The following is a 15,546-nucleotide window of genomic DNA, read 5'->3' on the forward strand; positions in this document are numbered from 1 at the left end:
TACAGGTACTTATCCTGTATCATACAGCTATGAGCGACGACCATGACGAGAGCACCCTCGGCCAGATCGAGACCGAGGTGGCCCTGCTGATGCGCTTCGGTGAGGCCACCCGGCGGGCCACCGGCACCGCCGAGCACCGGGTGCTGGACCGCGCGGCGTACGTCATCCTGCGCCACCTGGCCGACGCCGGCCCGCAGAACGTCTCAGCGCTCGCCGCCCGACTCAACCTGGACGGCTCGACGGTGACCCGACAGGTCTCCGCTCTGCAACGCGACGGCCTGATCACGCGCACCCCGGATCCGTCCGACGGCCGGGGCACCGTCATCTCCCCCACCCCCGCCGGCCTACAACGGATGGCCGCCGTGCAGGCCGCCCGCACCCGGCTCTACGGCGACATGCTCGCCGACTGGAGCATCGAGGACCGGGCCACCCTGGCGACCCTGCTGGGCCGCCTCAACCAGGCCCTGCTGAACCGCAACCGCCGCCGCTGACCGACCCGCGACACCTCCGCCACCGCCAAGATCGCGCAAGATCCTGGTTGTAGTGGCATCGCGTGCGGTCCGACAGCACTACAACAATGATCGAGCACGATCTTCGGGGCCACGGGCCCGCGACGACGACCCCGAGACACGGATACGCCCGGGCACCGACCGACGTCGGCACCCGGGCGTAGCCGCGGGTCAGGCGACCGGCTCGCGGGCCGGGTTGGCGTCGCTCTCGGTGCCCGGGGTGAGCCGGGGGTCACCCTCGTCGGCGAAGTAGTCGTCCGGCGTAGTGCCGTCGACCCCCTCCGCCACCTTGGCGGCCCGCAGCGCCAGCGTCACAAGTGCCGCGACGGCCAGGTTGACAAGGACCGCCACGATGCCGACGTAGATCGTCCTGGTGGTGTCGAACCCGAACTCGGACAGCGGGAACGCCGAGCCGCCGAAGTGCTTCTTCGTCGGGCTGGCGACCTGGTAGAGCATCCACATGCCCATCCCCATGCCGGCCGCCCAGCCGACGATCAGGCCGGTGCGGTGGAACCAGCGGGTGTAGAGGCCCAGCGCCACCGCCGGCAGCGTCTGCAGGATGATCACGCCACCGATCAGCTGGAGGTCGATGGAGAACTGCGGGTCGAGGAACACGATGCAGGCCACCGCGCCGACCTTCACCACCAGCGAGGTGATCTTCGAGACGTTCGCCTCCTGGGCCGGGGAGGCGTCCCGCTTCAGGTACTCCTTGTAGATGTTGCGGGTGAACAGGTTCGCCGCCGCGATCGACATGATCGCCGCGGGCACGAGCGCACCGATGCCGATCGCCGCGTACGCCACACCGGCGAACCAGTCCGGGAACTGCTGGTCGAACAGCAGCGGCACGATGGTGTTGTTGTCCACGCTGCCGGCCGACGCCCCGGGCAGTGGCTTCACCCCCGCCGCGATGGCCATGTAACCGAGCAGCGCGATCAGCCCGAGCAGCAGGCTGTACGCGGGCAGCGCCGACATGTTCCGCTTGATCACGTCGCGGTTCCGGCTGGCCAGCACACCGGTGATGCTGTGCGGGTAGAGGAAGAGCGCCAACGCCGAACCGAGCGCCAGCGTCACGTACTGAAGCTGGTTGTTGCCGTTGAGCAGGATGCCGTCGTTCGGGTTGGGTGAGGCGTCGAACTTCGCGTCGGCGGCGGCGAAGATGTCCCCCCAGCCGCCCAGCTTGTACGGCAGGTAGACGATCGCCACCAGGATGACGATGTAGATCAGGCTGTCCTTGACGAACGCGATGAGCGCCGGCGCGCGCAGCCCCGACTGGTACGTGTACGCGGCCAGGATCGCGAACGCGATGATGATCGGCAGGTGCCGGGCCACCGCGTTGTCGCCGGTGACCCCCATCGTCTTGAGCACGGCCTCGATGCCGATCAACTGCAACGCGATGTACGGCATGGTGGCCACGATGCCGGTGATCGCGATCAGCAGGGCCAGCACCGGCGAGTCGAACCGGTTGCGGACGAAGTCGGCAGGAGTCACGAACCCGTGCCGGTGCGACACCGACCAGAGCCGGACCAGCACCAGGAAGACCATCGGGTAGATCACGATGGTGTACGGCACGGCGAAGAACCCGGCCGCTCCGGCGCCGAACATCAGGGCCGGCACCGCCACGAACGTGTACGCGGTGTAGAGGTCACCGCCGACCAGGAACCAGGTGATCCAGCCGCCGAAGCTGCGCCCGCCCAGCCCCCACTCGTCCAGGTGCGCCATGTCCTTCGGTGCCCGCCACCGGGCGGCCACGAAGCCCATCGCGCTCACCAGCAGGAAGAGGAACGAGAAGACGATGATCTCGGTGAGATGGTCGCGCCACATCAGCGGCCTCCCCGCTTCTTCGTCATCTGGTAGACCAACGTGGTGGTGCCGACGCCGAGCAGGATGAAGGCCAGTTGCAGCCAGTAGAAGCGCGGGAAGCCGAAGACCCGGGGCGAGTCGCCATTGAAGAAGACCGGGATCAGCGGCACCACGATCGGGATGAAGAGCAACCAGTTCCAGGGGCTGTGGTCCTTCGCCCTGGTTGGCGCCGTGGTGGGCGCCTCCGGTTCCGGTGCAGCCATCTGACACACCTCCGGGGAGTCGAGGCTCTCGATGTAACGGCCGGAGGCTACGACTCTGTGATGGCCGTCACGCGCCCCGCGAGGCGAATCGTGCGCCGAGCGGCGAGTGCGGTGCGCCGAATGACGGCCGCCCGCACCGGACCCCGCCGGCGGTGATCAGAGCGCGGCGAGGTGGGCGGTGTCGTTGACGGTACGGACGGCCACGCCGCCGTCGGGCCACATGTCGAGCACCGAGATGCCGGCCGCGTCCAGGAAGAGCCGATGCAGGAACCCGTCGCCGGCCGCGAGCGCGTCGCGCAGCACCAGCTTGATCGGGGAGACGTGCGAAACGACCACCACGGTCTCCCCGGGGTACGCGGTGAGCAGCCCGGCGACGACGCGGTGCGCGCGTTCGGCGACGTGGGTGAACGACTCACCGCCCGGCGGGGCGATCCGGGGTGAGGCGAGCCAGGCGTCCATCTCCCCCGGCCACTGCTGGCGCACCTCGGCGAAGGTCCGCCCCTCCCACTGGCCGAAGTCGCACTCGATCAGGTCGTCCTCGGTGCGGACCGGCACGTCGCCGCCGAGCGCTGCGGTGATCGCCGCCGCGGTGGCCGTACACCGGGACAGCGGTGAGCTGAGCACTGCCGCGACGGACGGGGCCAGCGCGGCCACCCGGGCGCCGGTGGCCAGGGCCTGGTCCCGGCCCTTCGCGGAGAGCGGCACGTCGCCGCGGCCGGAGTAGCGCCGCTGCTCGGTGTACTCGGTCTCGCCGTGCCGGACCAGGATCAGCCGGGTGGCGGTGAAGGTCGGCCGTGGCTCCCACGAGGCCGGCGCGGTCGCCGGGTCGCTGCCCGTCGCGGGCGTCGCCGGGGGTTGGCCCGTTGTCGGGGTCCGCGCGGGTCGGCCGGCGGCGGCGTCCATTGCCGCGTTGGCGAGCGCGTCGGCGTGCCGGTTCTGCTCGCGCGGGATCCACGCGAACCGGACCGCCGTGAACCGGCCCACCAGCCCGGCGGCCTCGGCGGCGAGGGGTCGCAGGCCGGGGTGCTTGATCTGCCACCGGCCGCACATCTGCTCGACCACCAGCTTGGAGTCCATCCGGACGTCCACCTCGGCGGCGCCCAGCTCGGCGGCGGCGGTCAGCCCGGCGATCAGCCCCTGGTACTCCGCGACGTTGTTTGTCGCCGTGCCGAGCGACTCGGAGCGCTCCGCGAGCACCTCGCCGGTCTCCGCGTCACGCACCACAGCGCCGTAACCGGCGGGACCGGGATTGCCCCGGGATCCGCCGTCGGCCTCGACGCTGACCACCCGCGGCGCCACGACCTACAGACCCGACTCGTTGGTGCGGACCATGATCCGCCGGCAGTCCTCGCAGCGGACCACGTCGTCCGGGGCGGCCTTGCGGATCCGGGCCAGGTCGGCCCCGGACAGCTCCAGCCGGCAGCCGCCGCAGCGGCCCGCGGTGAGCAGCGCGGCGCCCAACCCGGTGTCCGCGCGGATCTTGTCGTAGAGGGTGACCAGGTCGGCCGGAAGGTCGGCGGCGAGCGGCTGACGGGCCCCCCGCTTGAACTCCTCCTCCTTGGTGATCTCCGAAAGCGCGTCGTCGCGGCGCTGCTCGGTCGCGGCCCGCTTCTCCCGGGTCTCGGCCAGCCGGTGCTCCACGCCGTCCAGGACGCCCTGCGCGGTTTCGCGCTGCTCCATCAGCTCCAGCTCGGCGTCCTCCAGGTCGCCCTGGCGCCGGTTCAGCGAGACCAGCTCGTGCTGGAGCGCCTCCAGCTCGCGGGCCGGGCCGGTGCCGGCGGCCAGCCGGTTCTCGTCCTTCTCCTTACGGGCGCGGACCTGCTCGACGTCCTTCTCCAGCCGGGCGATGTCCCGGTCCAGGTCGTCGACCGCCACCTGGGCGCGGACCCGCTCGTCCTCCAACGACGACAACTCCCGGGCCAGCGACTCCAGCTCGGCCCGCTCCGGCAGCGTCCGCCGGCGGTGGGCGAGCTGGGCGAGGTTGGTGTCGATCGCCTGGAGGTCGAGCAGGCGGCGCTGCACCTGAGGGTCAGCCTTCACGGTCGGGCTCCTTGTCGTCCACAGCGGGTGCGGCGGCGTGCACGGTCCACGGATCGGTGTCCAGGTCGGACACCAGCGTCTCGACGCCCAGCGCCTCCCGCAGGAGGGCGGCCAGGTCGTCCAGCCACGGTCGTTCGGTCGCCCAGTGGGCGGCGTCGATCAGGGCGGGACCATCGGCGGCGAGGTGCTCGCCGGCCGGGTGGTGCCGCAGGTCGGCGGTGAGGAACGCGTCCACCCCGGCGGCGGTCGCGGCGCCGAGGAAGCTGTCCCCCGACCCGCCGCTGACGGCGAGGGTACGAACCATACGCCCGGGATCCCCCGCCGCGCGAACTCCCCAGGACGTGACGGGGAGCACGGCGGCCGCGTGCCGGGTCAGCTCGGCGAGAGTCATCGGCTGGGGCAGCTCCCCGATCCGGCCGAAGCCCCGGTCGTCGCCGTGGGCGGCCGAGCCGGGCGCGGGCCGCTGGAGCGGACGCAACCCGGTCAGCCCGAATCGGGCGGCGAGGGCGTCGGAGACGCCCGGGGCGGCCACATCGGCGTTCGTGTGCGCGGCGTAGAGCGCCACCCCGGCCCGGATCAGCTGGTGGATGATCCGGCCCTTGAAGGTCGTCGGCGCCACCGACGAGACCCCGCGAAGCAGCAGCGGATGATGCGCGACGATCATGTCGACGTCGGCCGCCAGCGCTTCGGCGACCGTCTCGGGCACCACGTCGACCACGCAGAGCACCCGGCGGACCGGGGCGGCGGGCTCGCCGAGCACCAGGCCCACCCGGTCCCATTCCTCGGCCCAGGCCGGTGGATAGCGCCGTTCCAGCTCGGCCACCACGTCGGTAACCGTGGGGGCGGATCTGCTAGTGCTCACGGCGGGCCAGCTTACCGGCGCGGGGGCGGTCCAGCGGTGACACCCGGCCCGGTCGCGTCGCGGGCCGGCCGCGCTGGCGAGCGCTAGGCAGCGCTCGCGGAGACGGCGTGCAACGCGGTGAGCGGCATCGCCCACGGGAAGGCGTGCAGGTGCTGCTCCCCCATGCCGGGCGGATGCAGGGCGATCACGTGGTCACCGAAGAGCACAGTGACGCCCCACTCGGCCAGCCGGGCCACCCCGGTACGGAACGCGGGGTGGGCGGCCATCGCGGCGTTGGTGTACGGCACCGCGACGATGGGGACGCCCTTGCCCTGCGCCTCGACGAGCAGCCCGAGCGCCAGGGTGTCGGTGATCCCGGCCGCCCACTTGTTTACCGTGTTGACGGTGGCCGGGCAGACGATCATGGCGTCGGCGGGTGGCAACACGTCCGGGTCGCCGGGGTTCTTGTAGTGCGTCCGCACCGGGTGGCCGGTCTGCCGAACCAGTGCGGCCTGGTCGACGAACTTGGCCCCGTCCGGCGTGGTGACCACGCAGACGTCCCAACCATCCTGCTGGGCAAGGTCGACCAGACGGCCGACGTGCCGGGCCAGCGGTGAACCGCAGGCGATGACGTAGAGCACCTGCCGGTGCCCGCTGCAAGGTGGCGAACCGGCCATCACACCGGCTCCGCGCTCATACCCCTACTCCCATGTGCTCAGCCAACTCCGCTACCGGAGAAGGCGGCGCACCACGTGTGCGACGAAGGATGTCCGACATCACCTCGTGGGCGATCGGCCGGCAGCGGATCTCCGACGGAGCGAGTCGGTCACCGAGCAGCAGCATCTCGCCGGCGTTCGCCACGTCGCCCAGTTGGGCGTACCCGCGGGCGATGTCGAGCAGGTGATGGGCGCGGCGTTCGGGCAGCAGCGCGTTGAAGGAGGGCTCCTCGATGCGCAGTTGGTGCACCTCCACGGCCCGACCCCCGTCCCCCAGCTCCACCGCGGCGGCGGCCCGGTGCAGTTCGACGTTCGTCGGGCCGAACGACGTCCAGTAGTGGTTGTGGTCGCCGCCGAGCAGCGTGGCGGCCTCCTGCGCGCAGTTGATCAGGTCGTCGACGCTTGCGGTGTCACCGATGCGCGACGCGGCCATCGCACCCTGGAGCAGCAGCATCCCGTAGACGGAGAGGCGGGCCGGGGTGACCTCGTTGCTCCCGCCCGGGGCCAGCCGGTTGGCGATCTGGACGTTCAGCTCCAGCGCGGGGCGGGCCCGGCCCATCGCGACAAGCGCGTTGCAGACCCGGGTGGTCGCGATGCCGGCCAGCAGGGGGTCGTCGGCCCGCTGGGCCACCGCCATCGACCGGTCGGCGGCCAACCAGGCGAGCTCGCACTCGCCGAGCTTGCGCAGCACCGAGGAGGCGATCTGGTAGACCTGCCCGAGCAGGTGGGCCGCCTCGGGGGCGCGGTCACCGCCGTAGGCGGCGTCGGCGGCCTGAGCGTCGCGCAGCAGCTTGGGCAGCGCCCGGGTGAGCATGCCGTAGCGACCGTACTGGTAGGTCAGCCAGGCGTGGTTGACGGCCTTGCGCAGGTCCTCCAGCGGCGGCGGACACGGCACCGCGTCGAAGTACGCGCTCATCGAGTCGTAGCGTTCCAGCGCCGCCCGGATCTCCTGCACCTCGACCTGGTCGATGCAGTTCAGCGCGTCGGTACGGCGCTCCGGGTCCTTGCCGAGGAGGAGCTGCACATCGACCTGGAGGATGTCGGCGATCTCGTAGAGCACTGAGAACTTGTCCAACCGGCGGACACCGCGCTCGACCTTGTCCACCCAGCTCTTGGACTTGCCCAGCCGGTCGGCGAAGACCTGCTGCGACATCTTGCGGCGCCCCCGCCAGTAAGCCACTCGCCGTCCTATGGGTAGCTCGTCCATCTGCCCATCCTCCCCTGCCGCCGCCGACCGATCGAGCCGGGGCGATGTCCGCGGGTACGGCGACTGTCGTTCACTTTCAGGTTTTCGCTGGTCGCACACGATGTACGTCAGCCGTACAGCCAGTCCTCGTACTTTTCGTGCAAGTTGCACGAGCCGTTCGTCAACCTCAACGATCGTGGGTTACGGCAGTGACGGTGCTCGACATGCGACCTGGCGACCGCCGGGCCCGACGAGGGGAGATGGCACACATGTGGGGGAACGTCGGACCGCGCGTCGCCGAACTGTCGCCGCTGGAACGAGTCCGGCTGCGCCGGGTCGCCATGCGGTACGCCGCGCACGGCTGGGAGGTCACCCCGGGTGCCTGCCTGGCCCGCAGCCGCTTCGTCTGCGGCCGGGCCGGCTGTCCCACTGTGGGTTGCCACCCCGCCCTGGAGAACTGGGAGCTGGCCGCCAGCGCCGACCCGGCCCGGGTGGCCACCTGGTGGCGGAACCGCCCCCACGGGGTGCTGCTGCCCACCGGCCGGGCCTTCGACGTGCTGGAGGTGCCCGCCCACCTGGGTCGGCACGTGCTCGACGCGGTGCAGATCCACCCGGCCGGCACCGGCGTACGCGGACCGGTGCTCGTCACCCCCACCGGGCGGTGGATGTTCCTGGTCCGCCCCGGCGACCCGCTCCGGCCGGAGTTGGAGCACTGCTTCCACGTGGTCCGGCACGGGCCGGGCTCGTGGGTTCCCGCGCCGCCCACCCGGCTGCCGGAGGGCACGGTCCGCTGGGCGGTCGCCCCCGAGCAGGCCCGCTGGCAACTTCCGGATTCGTACCTCGTGCAGAACACGGTGATCGGGGCGCTGCGCGCGACCGGGGTGACCCTCGCCCCCGACCTGCTCCCCGGTCACCTGCCACTGCCCCGACGAGGCATGTGAGCCACCGGCCCGGCCGACGATTCCATCCGGTGCCCGACAGCGTCGCCGGGGCGCCGGTCCTCGTTGACAGGGGGACGGCGCGAACGCGCACCACGAACGGGGGAACGATGTCCACGAACGACAGGGCGCCTCATCCCGGCGGCACCGAACCGCCCCGACGCAGCCACCCACGCCACCGGTGGGCCGGCACCCGGCCGTCCGGCTCGCGCCCCGGCCGCCCACGCCCCACCGGCACCCGTCCGGCCGGCACCCACCGCCCGCTCCGCTAGTCGGTAACAGGGAGGCCGGCGGAGTGGTACTGGCGGGCGTCGTCGGTCACCACCGCGTGGGTGTGGCCGTCGTCGAGGCCGTTCAACCAGCCGAGACCGGTGGCTCCCATGGCGAGGGCGGCGGTGGCGTACGCGTCGGCCACGCCGAGGTCGGTGCCGACCACTGTCACCGAGCGCAACCCGCTGGCCGGGGCGCCCCGGCGCGGGTCCAGCACGTGTCGGCCCCGCTCGTAGACACCGGACGTGGCCACGGCCAGGTCGGTGCCGGTCAGCACCAGGCAGGTCGCCATGGCGTCCCAGGGGTGCCGGATGCCGACGCGCCACGGCGCCCCGGCCGAGGAGAAGCCGCGCACCCGCACGTCACCGCCGGCGTTCACGCAGTGGTTCGCGGCACCGGCGGCGAGCAGGCGATCCGAGGCGACCTGGGCGGCCCAGCCCTTGACGAAGCCGGACGGGTCGAGCCGCCCGGTGGCGTACGCGTCGAAGAACCCGTCGGTGGCGCCCCACAGGTCGGCGCAGGCCTCCAGCACGAACCGCAGCTCCGCCGACGCCTCGGAGAGCAGTACCTCGCCCCGGTCGAAGCGGCTCACCTCGCTGTCCGCCCGGTACGTGCTGAACCGGGCGTCCACCTCGCGCATCCAGGCGAAGACCTCGTCGGCCAACTCGTGCAGGGTCGTCGGCGGCAGGTCGTCGGTCAGGTCCACTGTGATCGCCGTACCCATGATCTGCTCGACCCGGCACAGCCCGGGTCGGACCATCGCGGCCGGCACGTCAGAACGCCTGCTCGATCGCGCCCCGCAGGGACTGCTTGTAGGAGTTGCTGGTCTCGGTGGCCCCGGAGACGGTGTTGACGTTGGCGCTCTGCTTCTGCACCACCTCGCCGCCGCTGCCGTCGTACCGGCTGCTGACGTCGTCGCTGTGGATGTCGGACTCGCCGCCGCTGGGCAGCGACAGCGAGACGGCCTCGACGATCCGCTTGCCGGAGACCACGATCTGCACCTGCACGAACCCGTACTCGTTGTCCACGCCCGGCCCGGTGACCCGCCGGGTGGTCGACTGCGGCGCCTTGGTGGTGGTCCGCGGCGCGGAGGGAGCCTTCGTGGTGGTGCGGGGGCTGCCGGGCGGCCGGGCGGTGGTCTTGCTGGGTTTGGGCGACGACGGCGCGTTGGGCGCCACCGAGGGCGTCGGCGCCCCGGCCACCGGGTCGGCGGCGGGACCGGCAGCCGGGTCGACCTCCTGCGGGGTGGGGTTGACCGGCTGGGCGGTCGGCAGGTTCTGGGCGACCTGGGTGGCGGCCGGCGAGCCCTTGAACACCACGAGCGCGGTGGTGCTGGCGGCCAGGCCGGTGATCGCGAGCAACGCGCGACGCATGGGGATGCCTTCCTACAACTCGAACGTGGCCAGGTGGATCTGCCGTCGGGGCACGCCGGCGCGGCGCAACGCCCGGACCGACTGCTCCACCAGGCCGGGTGGCCCACACAGGTAGACGTCGCGCCGGGCCACGTCGGGCACCAGCTGGCGCAACCCGTCCGGACTCATCAGCTGCCGGGGGCCGGGGTCGTCGCGGGAGCCGATGACGTACCAGACCGAGGTGTCGCGTTCCTGCGCCAGCCAGTCCAGCTCGCGGCTGAGCAGCACGTCGGCGGGGGTACGGGCCCGGTAGATCAGGGCCGCGCCCGGCGGCAACTCCTCAAGCATCGCCCGGATCGGCGTGATGCCGCTGCCGCCCGCGATCAGCAGAGCCCGCTCACGGACCCGGTGCGCGGCCGTGAAGGTGCCCGACGGGCCTTCCGCCCAGACCCGGGTGCCCGGGGTCAGGTCGCGCAGGTCCGCGGTGTGCGCGCCGACGACCTTGACGGTGAGCCGCAACCAGCGACCGTTCGCGGCGGCGGAGACGGAGAACGGGTGCGACTGCCACCAGCAGCCCCGGGTGAGGAAACGCCAGCGGAAGTACTGGCCACCGAGCATCGCCAGCCGGCCGAGCCGCTCGCCGGTGAGGTAGATGGAGATGGTGTCGGGACTCTCGGCCACCACGTCGGCGACCTGGAGCCGGTAACGCAGGTTGAACGTCAGCGGCGCGAGCACCCGACCCCAGAGCAGGGCGGCGACCACAAGCAGGTAGAGCGCGATCCAACCGGTGCGGACCGGGCCGGGCTTGTACAGCTGCGCGCCGTGGGTGAACTGGTGGCCGTAACCGAGCAGCAGGATCAGGTAGCTGGACAGGTGCAGCAGGTGCCACAGCTCGTAGGGCAGCGCCCTGCGGATCGCCCGAACGCTGCTCAGCCCGACCAGCAGCATGATGCCGGTGGCGACGAACGCCGAGACCATGTCCTCGTAGTCGCCGAGCAGCGTGCCGACCTCGGCGAGGATCGACTGGTTCCGCAGGTCCGCGTAGCCGACAAGAATCAGCGACAGGTGCGCCAGCACGGCGACAAGCAGGGTGGCCCCGACGTCGCGGTGCCAGCGGGCGATCTGCTCGCCGCCGATCCACCGCTCCAGCACCGGCAGCCGGCTCATCATCAGCACCTGCACGAGCAGCAGGTAACCGGCGATCAGGCCCGTGATCCGGCCCGCCGCGGTGAGGGTGGCCGCGCTGCTGCGCAGCGAGCCGGCGGGGGTGCCCAGCCACCACGGCAGCACGCTGGCGAGCAGGCCGACCAGGAGCAGCAGGCCCAGCAGCCGTCGGCCGCCGGGTCCGCGCCGGTCCGGGATCTGCGGGGGTACGGGCGCAGCCGACCGGCCGCCGTGCCGGGACGAGGTCCCGGTACGACGGCCGGCGGCGTGGGTGTGCGGGTACGTCACGCGTACAGCTTCATCGGGGCGTACTTCTGGCGGGGGAAGACCTTCTGGACCTCCGCGTTGGTGAGCCCGAACCGGCCCTGGGCCACGGCCCCGTACACGTTGAACATGTTGTTGTACTCCGGCACGTCACCGGAGTCCGGCTTGTCCAGACCGTTCCAGTCGCCGAGCAGCGACCCGGCCAGCTTCTTGCCGGAGAGGATGGTGACCACCCCACCGTGCCCGTGGTCGCTGCCGCCGGTGTTGGAGCGGATCCGGCGACCGAACTCGCTGGACACCATGATGGTCACGTTGGCGGCCTGCGGGCCGAGGTCGGTGAAGAAGGCCGCCATCGCGCTGGCCAGCTCGTTCAGCCGGCGGTGCAGCTGGCCGCCCGCCTGGGTGCCCTGGTTCTCGTGGGTGTCGTAACCGCCCATCCCGACGGTGGCGACCCGGACGTTCGCCCCGCCCTTGATCAGCTGGGCGAGTTGCTTGAACGAGTTGCCGACGCCCTCGTACGTGACGCCCTCGACGGGCTCGTACGGCTTGGCGGCCAACTGCTGGGCGGTGGCCAGTGCCCCCATGCCCTCCTGCACGGCCTCCTCCACCGGGTGGTTGATCCCGGTGAAGAGCCCCTTGATGGCCGCCTCGGTGGCGGCCCGGAACCGCTGGTCGCCGTTGAGCCGCAGCGACCCCACGTTGTTCAGCGACAGTGCGCCGTTGGTGCCCACCAGGGAGCGGGGCAGCGTGCTGCCGATGCCGACGCTGCGGAACGCGGTGCCCTTGCCCAGGTGGTCGACGAGACCGTCGAGCCAGCCCCGGCCGCCGGTCTCGTTGGGCAGGCCACCCAGGTTGCAGGCGTCCGCGGCCTGGAAGTGGCTGCGGGACAGCCGCGGGTCCGAGGTCCCCGGGACGAAGCCCAACTGACCGGCCGTGAGCCACTTCTCCAGCGGCTTGAACGCGCTTGTCAGCTTGAAGCCACGGTCCAGGGCCAGCGAGTCGTTGCCGAGCAGCAGGTCGGGACGGTCCTTGGCGAGCACTGGGTCGTTGTCCGGCGCGACAAGGCTCAGCCCGTCCAGGCCGCCGTAGAGGAAGACGTGAATCAGGGTGCCGGTCGGGGTCGCCGCGAACGACGCCGACGTGGTGACGAACTGGGCGGTGGCCAGGGCGGTGGCGGTGGCCGCGGCACCCGCCACGAAGGTCCGGCGGGTGACGCCACGACCGTCCTGCTGGGCCTCCTCCAGGTTCTCCAGGGTGCGGTAGCGGTCCCGCTCGGCAGCGCTCTCGGCGGCGACGATGTCGGCCTCCGCGCGCAGCAACGCCTCGGCCGGGTTGTCGGCCAGCCGTCGCACGTCGGGGCATTCGGGGTGCAGGGGGAAAGAGTTGTACACAGTCTTCTCCATCGGGTGCCTCACCGGAGGTGGTGCTGGGGGGAAGCGAGGATCGCCCGCGCGACGGCGGTGATGGCCCCGTTGAACGTGGCGTCGACCTTGGCAGTCGCCGGCACACCGGCCACACCGAGGATCAGGTTCTTCTCCCGCGTGCTCAGCTTCTGACCCACCAGCCGCTGGGAGAGCGCGTCCACGTACGCCCCGGCGGTGGCCGGCGGCTTGGCGACCAGCTTCTCCGGCGCCGTGTACGTGAAGGTGGTGCGGTAACCGGCGATGATCTCGCCCGCCTCGTTCCAGCCGTTGACCATGGTGCCGGCCGACGTCCAGGCGACGTAGACGTCCGGGTAGCCGTCCGGGGTGGGCTGACCCATCGGGAACTGGCCCAGCTCGCGCAGCTTGTCGTGGATCTGCCGCAGGCCCCGCGCGTACGGGGTGCGCTTGTTGTCGCCGTTGTTGTGCTTCGGCGACGCCTCCGGTGCGACACCCAGGGTGCGGTACGTGGCGACCAGGTACTCCATCGGCCGGCGCACCTTCTGGCCCACGCCGGCCCAGAACTCGGAGGAGCTGAACAGCGCCATCAACACCGGCTTGATCAGGCCGTTGTTCGTGGTGTACGTCTTGGCCAGCCGGTCCACAAGGGACTTCGGCGGGGTGTCCGAGACGAACCGGGTCGCCAGGCTCTGCGCCACGTACTTCGCGGTCGACGGGTGCAGCGCGATGTAGGCGATGTACGCGTCGATCGCCGCGTCGGCCTTCTTCGGGTCCACGGAGTCGTTGGCGTGGGTGAAGCCGAGGATCTTCACCTTGCCGGTGTAGTGCTGCTCCGGCTTGAAGGCGTACTTGCCGTCCCGGTCGATGCCGCGGCCGGTCTGCAGCAGCGCCGCCTGCCGGACATCCTGCTCCCCGTAACCACCGTCCACGCCGACCGAGTAGAGCTCGAGGTTCTCCCGGGCGAGGTTCTCGTTGATGGCGTCCTTGCGGGAGTCCTTCTGGTTCAGGTAGATCAGCAGCGCGGGGTGCTTGTTCGCGGCGACAAGCATCTCCGGGTAGCTGCCCAGCGCGTGCTTGCGCACCACGTCCTGGTCGAACGAGTTGCGGTAGGCCTCACCGCCGTCGAAGTCGGCGGCGACGTGCAGGAAGTCGTTCCAGAAGTCGACCATCACCTCGAACAGTTGGCGCTTGGACCAGATCTGCCGGGCGATGGTGGCGTCGACCATCTCCCGCTCCGGCTGGGCGCCCTGCTCGTTGAGCTGGTCCCGCTGGGCGCGCAACTGCTGGGGGTCGAGCTTCAGGGTGGGCAGCTCGGAGAGCTTCAGCTCGGCCTTGCTCGGCGCAATCTTGTCCGGCTCGAACTGGCCGCGGATCCAGGCGTCGATGCCCTGGCTCTTGATGTCGGCGATCAGCGCGGGCGTCGGCCCGAAGGAGGCGCGCCGGGCCAGGTGCAGGATCGGGTCCTTGGCCAGCACCGTCTTGACCGTCACCTTGGTCGCCGCCGCGGCGGCGGCCGGACCGGACAGGGTCCGTCCGGTGGTTGGCGCGTTCTTCTTCAGCGCCTCACCGGCCCGGGAGCCCATGTAGCTCTCGTTCTGCTCGGTGTACGTACGCACCGTGCTGGGCTGTTGGCCACTGGGCCGCGCCGCGGTGCCGTCGGTCACCGTGCTGGCGGTCGCGTCGCCGGCCGCCGCCTCGTCGCCGAAGAGGCCACGGAACTGCGGGGTCATGGCGAGCGCCGCGCCACCGGCGACGACGGCAGCGGTGCCACCGAGGGCGACAATGGCCTTGCGCCGGCCCACCTTGCGACCCGAGTCGTCGTCATCGTCAAGCGCTGGCAGTCCGGCACCGGCCGGTCGCGCCGGCGCCGGCCGGCCCAGACCCTCCGGGCCGACCCACTGCGGTCCGCGCGGGCCGGGGGCCGGGTGTCCGGTGTGGGCGTAAGCGTCGCCGTACTGCTCGCGCGGGTCGGCCTGCGCGGGGTAGCCGCCCTGGTAGGGGTGGGGCGAGTCGTACCCGTAGGGCGCGGGCGTGCTGGGGTCGCCGTAGCCGTCCGCGCTGTGGTGCTGGCGTCCGTCCCAACCGCGGTCGTCCCGCGGTCGACGTGGTGGCACATTCTGGTCGGCCATGTACCAATCCCGATTTCTGATGAGCGCCGGAAGCTGCGACCGGGCAGGTGCGGCAGGTGCGGCGACTGTTGCCTGAGGGGGTTGCTACGGCAAGGTAACCAAGCCCTCAGGTGCCTTCAAGGCGGGCTGAACAGCCTCGGGAGGGCACTTAAGACAGCGCTCAGTGCGACAACGCGGGCAGGCGCCACGCCGGCGTCGAGCGCAGACCTTCCCAGCAGGGCGTACGCGCGGCAGCCGGGCACAGACCGGACCGCGCCGCCATACGCGACACGTTCCACGCCGTTCACCACCACAGGCAAACTTAAGGTTCGGGTAAGCCGTACGTGAGGTGGCCTCGCGTGAGGGAAAAGTAGCGGTGGCGGGCGAGCGTGAGCCGCCGCAGCAGCGGGTATGCCGCCGAACCGCTGAACGCGTGAGGGGAAGGCAGCGCCATGCTCAGCAAAGAGGATCAGCGCAGGTTCGACCAGATCACCCGTCAGCTCCGGGAGAGTGACCCGGCCTTCTTCGCCCGGTTGGACCACCGGGCTCGGGCCCGAAGGGGCCGCTACCTGATGTTGTTGACCATCGTGCTGTGGGCGTCGCTTCCGGCGATAGCCGTGTTCGCCGGTCGGTTGACCGGTGCGATCTGCGCGGTGGTGCTGGTGGCCAACGCCGCCATCATGTGGCGGTTCCGCCGCCGGTGGACGTGACTG

Annotated in this window: 15 protein-coding genes; 3 read left to right on the forward strand and 12 right to left on the reverse strand. The window is 71.5% G+C overall.

Annotated features, from left to right (window positions below):
• Positions 1–29: 29 nt before the first annotated feature.
• Positions 30–491, forward strand: a complete 462-nt coding sequence (locus tag ACQPWW_RS26045; protein ID WP_433126167.1) for a MarR family winged helix-turn-helix transcriptional regulator — start codon at positions 30–32, stop codon at positions 489–491.
• Positions 492–680: 189 nt separating this feature from the next.
• Here the strand turns inward: ACQPWW_RS26045 and mctP are convergent, their stop codons facing one another.
• The 7 genes from mctP to ACQPWW_RS26080 form a co-directional block, all read right to left on the reverse strand.
• Positions 681–2,330, reverse strand: a complete 1,650-nt coding sequence (mctP, locus tag ACQPWW_RS26050; protein ID WP_433126169.1) for a monocarboxylate uptake permease MctP — start codon at positions 2,328–2,330, stop codon at positions 681–683.
• A complete protein-coding gene (locus ACQPWW_RS26055; protein WP_357809713.1) occupies positions 2,330–2,572 on the reverse strand; it encodes a DUF3311 domain-containing protein in 243 nt (80 codons plus the stop codon). Before ACQPWW_RS26055 ends, mctP begins: the two co-directional genes overlap by 1 nt.
• Before the next feature lie 156 nt (positions 2,573–2,728).
• Positions 2,729–3,871 (reverse strand): bifunctional RNase H/acid phosphatase, encoded by a 1,143-nt coding sequence (locus ACQPWW_RS26060; protein WP_433126172.1) that lies wholly within the window; start codon positions 3,869–3,871, stop codon positions 2,729–2,731.
• A gap of 3 nt (positions 3,872–3,874) precedes the next feature.
• Entirely contained in the window at positions 3,875–4,612 is a 738-nt protein-coding gene (locus tag ACQPWW_RS26065) for a zinc ribbon domain-containing protein (RefSeq protein ID WP_433126175.1), read from the reverse strand.
• Positions 4,602–5,438 carry a Nif3-like dinuclear metal center hexameric protein gene (locus ACQPWW_RS26070; protein WP_387201307.1) on the reverse strand — a complete coding sequence of 279 codons (837 nt, stop codon included), beginning with the start codon at positions 5,436–5,438 and terminating at the stop codon, positions 4,602–4,604. Before ACQPWW_RS26070 ends, ACQPWW_RS26065 begins: the two co-directional genes overlap by 11 nt.
• A 119-nt stretch (positions 5,439–5,557) precedes the next feature.
• The gene (locus ACQPWW_RS26075) at positions 5,558–6,130 is read right to left on the reverse strand and encodes a flavoprotein (protein ID WP_433126177.1); all 573 of its coding nucleotides are present in this window, start codon (positions 6,128–6,130) and stop codon (positions 5,558–5,560) included.
• A gap of 16 nt (positions 6,131–6,146) precedes the next feature.
• On the reverse strand, positions 6,147–7,376 hold the full coding sequence (locus ACQPWW_RS26080) for a helix-turn-helix domain-containing protein (RefSeq protein WP_433126179.1): 1,230 nt from the start codon (positions 7,374–7,376) through the stop codon (positions 6,147–6,149).
• Between the two features lie 248 nt (positions 7,377–7,624).
• On the opposite strand from ACQPWW_RS26080, the gene ACQPWW_RS26085 reads away from it, so the two are divergent.
• Positions 7,625–8,296 carry a bifunctional DNA primase/polymerase gene (locus ACQPWW_RS26085; RefSeq protein WP_433126181.1) on the forward strand — a complete coding sequence of 224 codons (672 nt, stop codon included), beginning with the start codon at positions 7,625–7,627 and terminating at the stop codon, positions 8,294–8,296.
• Positions 8,297–8,561: 265 nt separating this feature from the next.
• Here the strand turns inward: ACQPWW_RS26085 and ACQPWW_RS26090 are convergent, their stop codons facing one another.
• The 5 genes from ACQPWW_RS26090 to ACQPWW_RS26110 are packed head-to-tail and all read right to left on the reverse strand — an operon-like array spanning position 8,562 to position 14,854.
• Positions 8,562–9,287, reverse strand: coding sequence for an FAD:protein FMN transferase (locus ACQPWW_RS26090; protein ID WP_433134567.1), 726 nt, complete (start codon positions 9,285–9,287; stop codon positions 8,562–8,564).
• Positions 9,288–9,336: 49 nt separating this feature from the next.
• Entirely contained in the window at positions 9,337–9,936 is a 600-nt protein-coding gene (locus ACQPWW_RS26095) for an FMN-binding protein (protein ID WP_433126183.1), read from the reverse strand.
• Between the two features lie 12 nt (positions 9,937–9,948).
• A complete protein-coding gene (locus tag ACQPWW_RS26100) occupies positions 9,949–11,367 on the reverse strand; it encodes a ferredoxin reductase family protein (protein ID WP_433126185.1) in 1,419 nt (472 codons plus the stop codon).
• Complete coding sequence (locus ACQPWW_RS26105; RefSeq protein WP_433126188.1) at positions 11,364–12,746, reverse strand: DUF1501 domain-containing protein; 1,383 nt, start codon at positions 12,744–12,746, stop codon at positions 11,364–11,366. Before ACQPWW_RS26105 ends, ACQPWW_RS26100 begins: the two co-directional genes overlap by 4 nt.
• An 8-nt stretch (positions 12,747–12,754) precedes the next feature.
• Positions 12,755–14,854, reverse strand: coding sequence for a DUF1800 family protein (locus ACQPWW_RS26110; RefSeq protein ID WP_433126189.1), 2,100 nt, complete (start codon positions 14,852–14,854; stop codon positions 12,755–12,757).
• Positions 14,855–15,285: 431 nt separating this feature from the next.
• Between ACQPWW_RS26110 and ACQPWW_RS26115 the strand changes: the two genes are divergently transcribed.
• Positions 15,286–15,543 carry a DUF3040 domain-containing protein gene (locus tag ACQPWW_RS26115; RefSeq protein WP_355028062.1) on the forward strand — a complete coding sequence of 86 codons (258 nt, stop codon included), beginning with the start codon at positions 15,286–15,288 and terminating at the stop codon, positions 15,541–15,543.
• Positions 15,544–15,546 lie beyond the last annotated feature (3 nt).

This window comes from Micromonospora sp. CA-240977, assembly GCF_050942285.1.
Lineage (GTDB): Bacteria > Actinomycetota > Actinomycetes > Mycobacteriales > Micromonosporaceae > Micromonospora.

Coding starts and splice junctions, on each gene's coding strand:
- ACQPWW_RS26045 (WP_433126167.1), top strand. CDS start 30: ATGAGCGACGACCATGACGAGAGCACCCTCGGCCAGATCGAGACCGAG.
- mctP (WP_433126169.1), bottom strand. CDS start 2,330: ATGTGGCGCGACCATCTCACCGAGATCATCGTCTTCTCGTTCCTCTTC.
- ACQPWW_RS26055 (WP_357809713.1), bottom strand. CDS start 2,572: ATGGCTGCACCGGAACCGGAGGCGCCCACCACGGCGCCAACCAGGGCG.
- ACQPWW_RS26075 (WP_433126177.1), bottom strand. CDS start 6,130: ATGGCCGGTTCGCCACCTTGCAGCGGGCACCGGCAGGTGCTCTACGTC.
- ACQPWW_RS26080 (WP_433126179.1), bottom strand. CDS start 7,376: ATGGACGAGCTACCCATAGGACGGCGAGTGGCTTACTGGCGGGGGCGC.
- ACQPWW_RS26085 (WP_433126181.1), top strand. CDS start 7,625: ATGTGGGGGAACGTCGGACCGCGCGTCGCCGAACTGTCGCCGCTGGAA.
- ACQPWW_RS26090 (WP_433134567.1), bottom strand. CDS start 9,287: ATGGGTACGGCGATCACAGTGGACCTGACCGACGACCTGCCGCCGACG.
- ACQPWW_RS26095 (WP_433126183.1), bottom strand. CDS start 9,936: ATGCGTCGCGCGTTGCTCGCGATCACCGGCCTGGCCGCCAGCACCACC.
- ACQPWW_RS26105 (WP_433126188.1), bottom strand. CDS start 12,746: ATGGAGAAGACTGTGTACAACTCTTTCCCCCTGCACCCCGAATGCCCC.
- ACQPWW_RS26110 (WP_433126189.1), bottom strand. CDS start 14,854: ATGGCCGACCAGAATGTGCCACCACGTCGACCGCGGGACGACCGCGGT.
- ACQPWW_RS26115 (WP_355028062.1), top strand. CDS start 15,286: ATGCTCAGCAAAGAGGATCAGCGCAGGTTCGACCAGATCACCCGTCAG.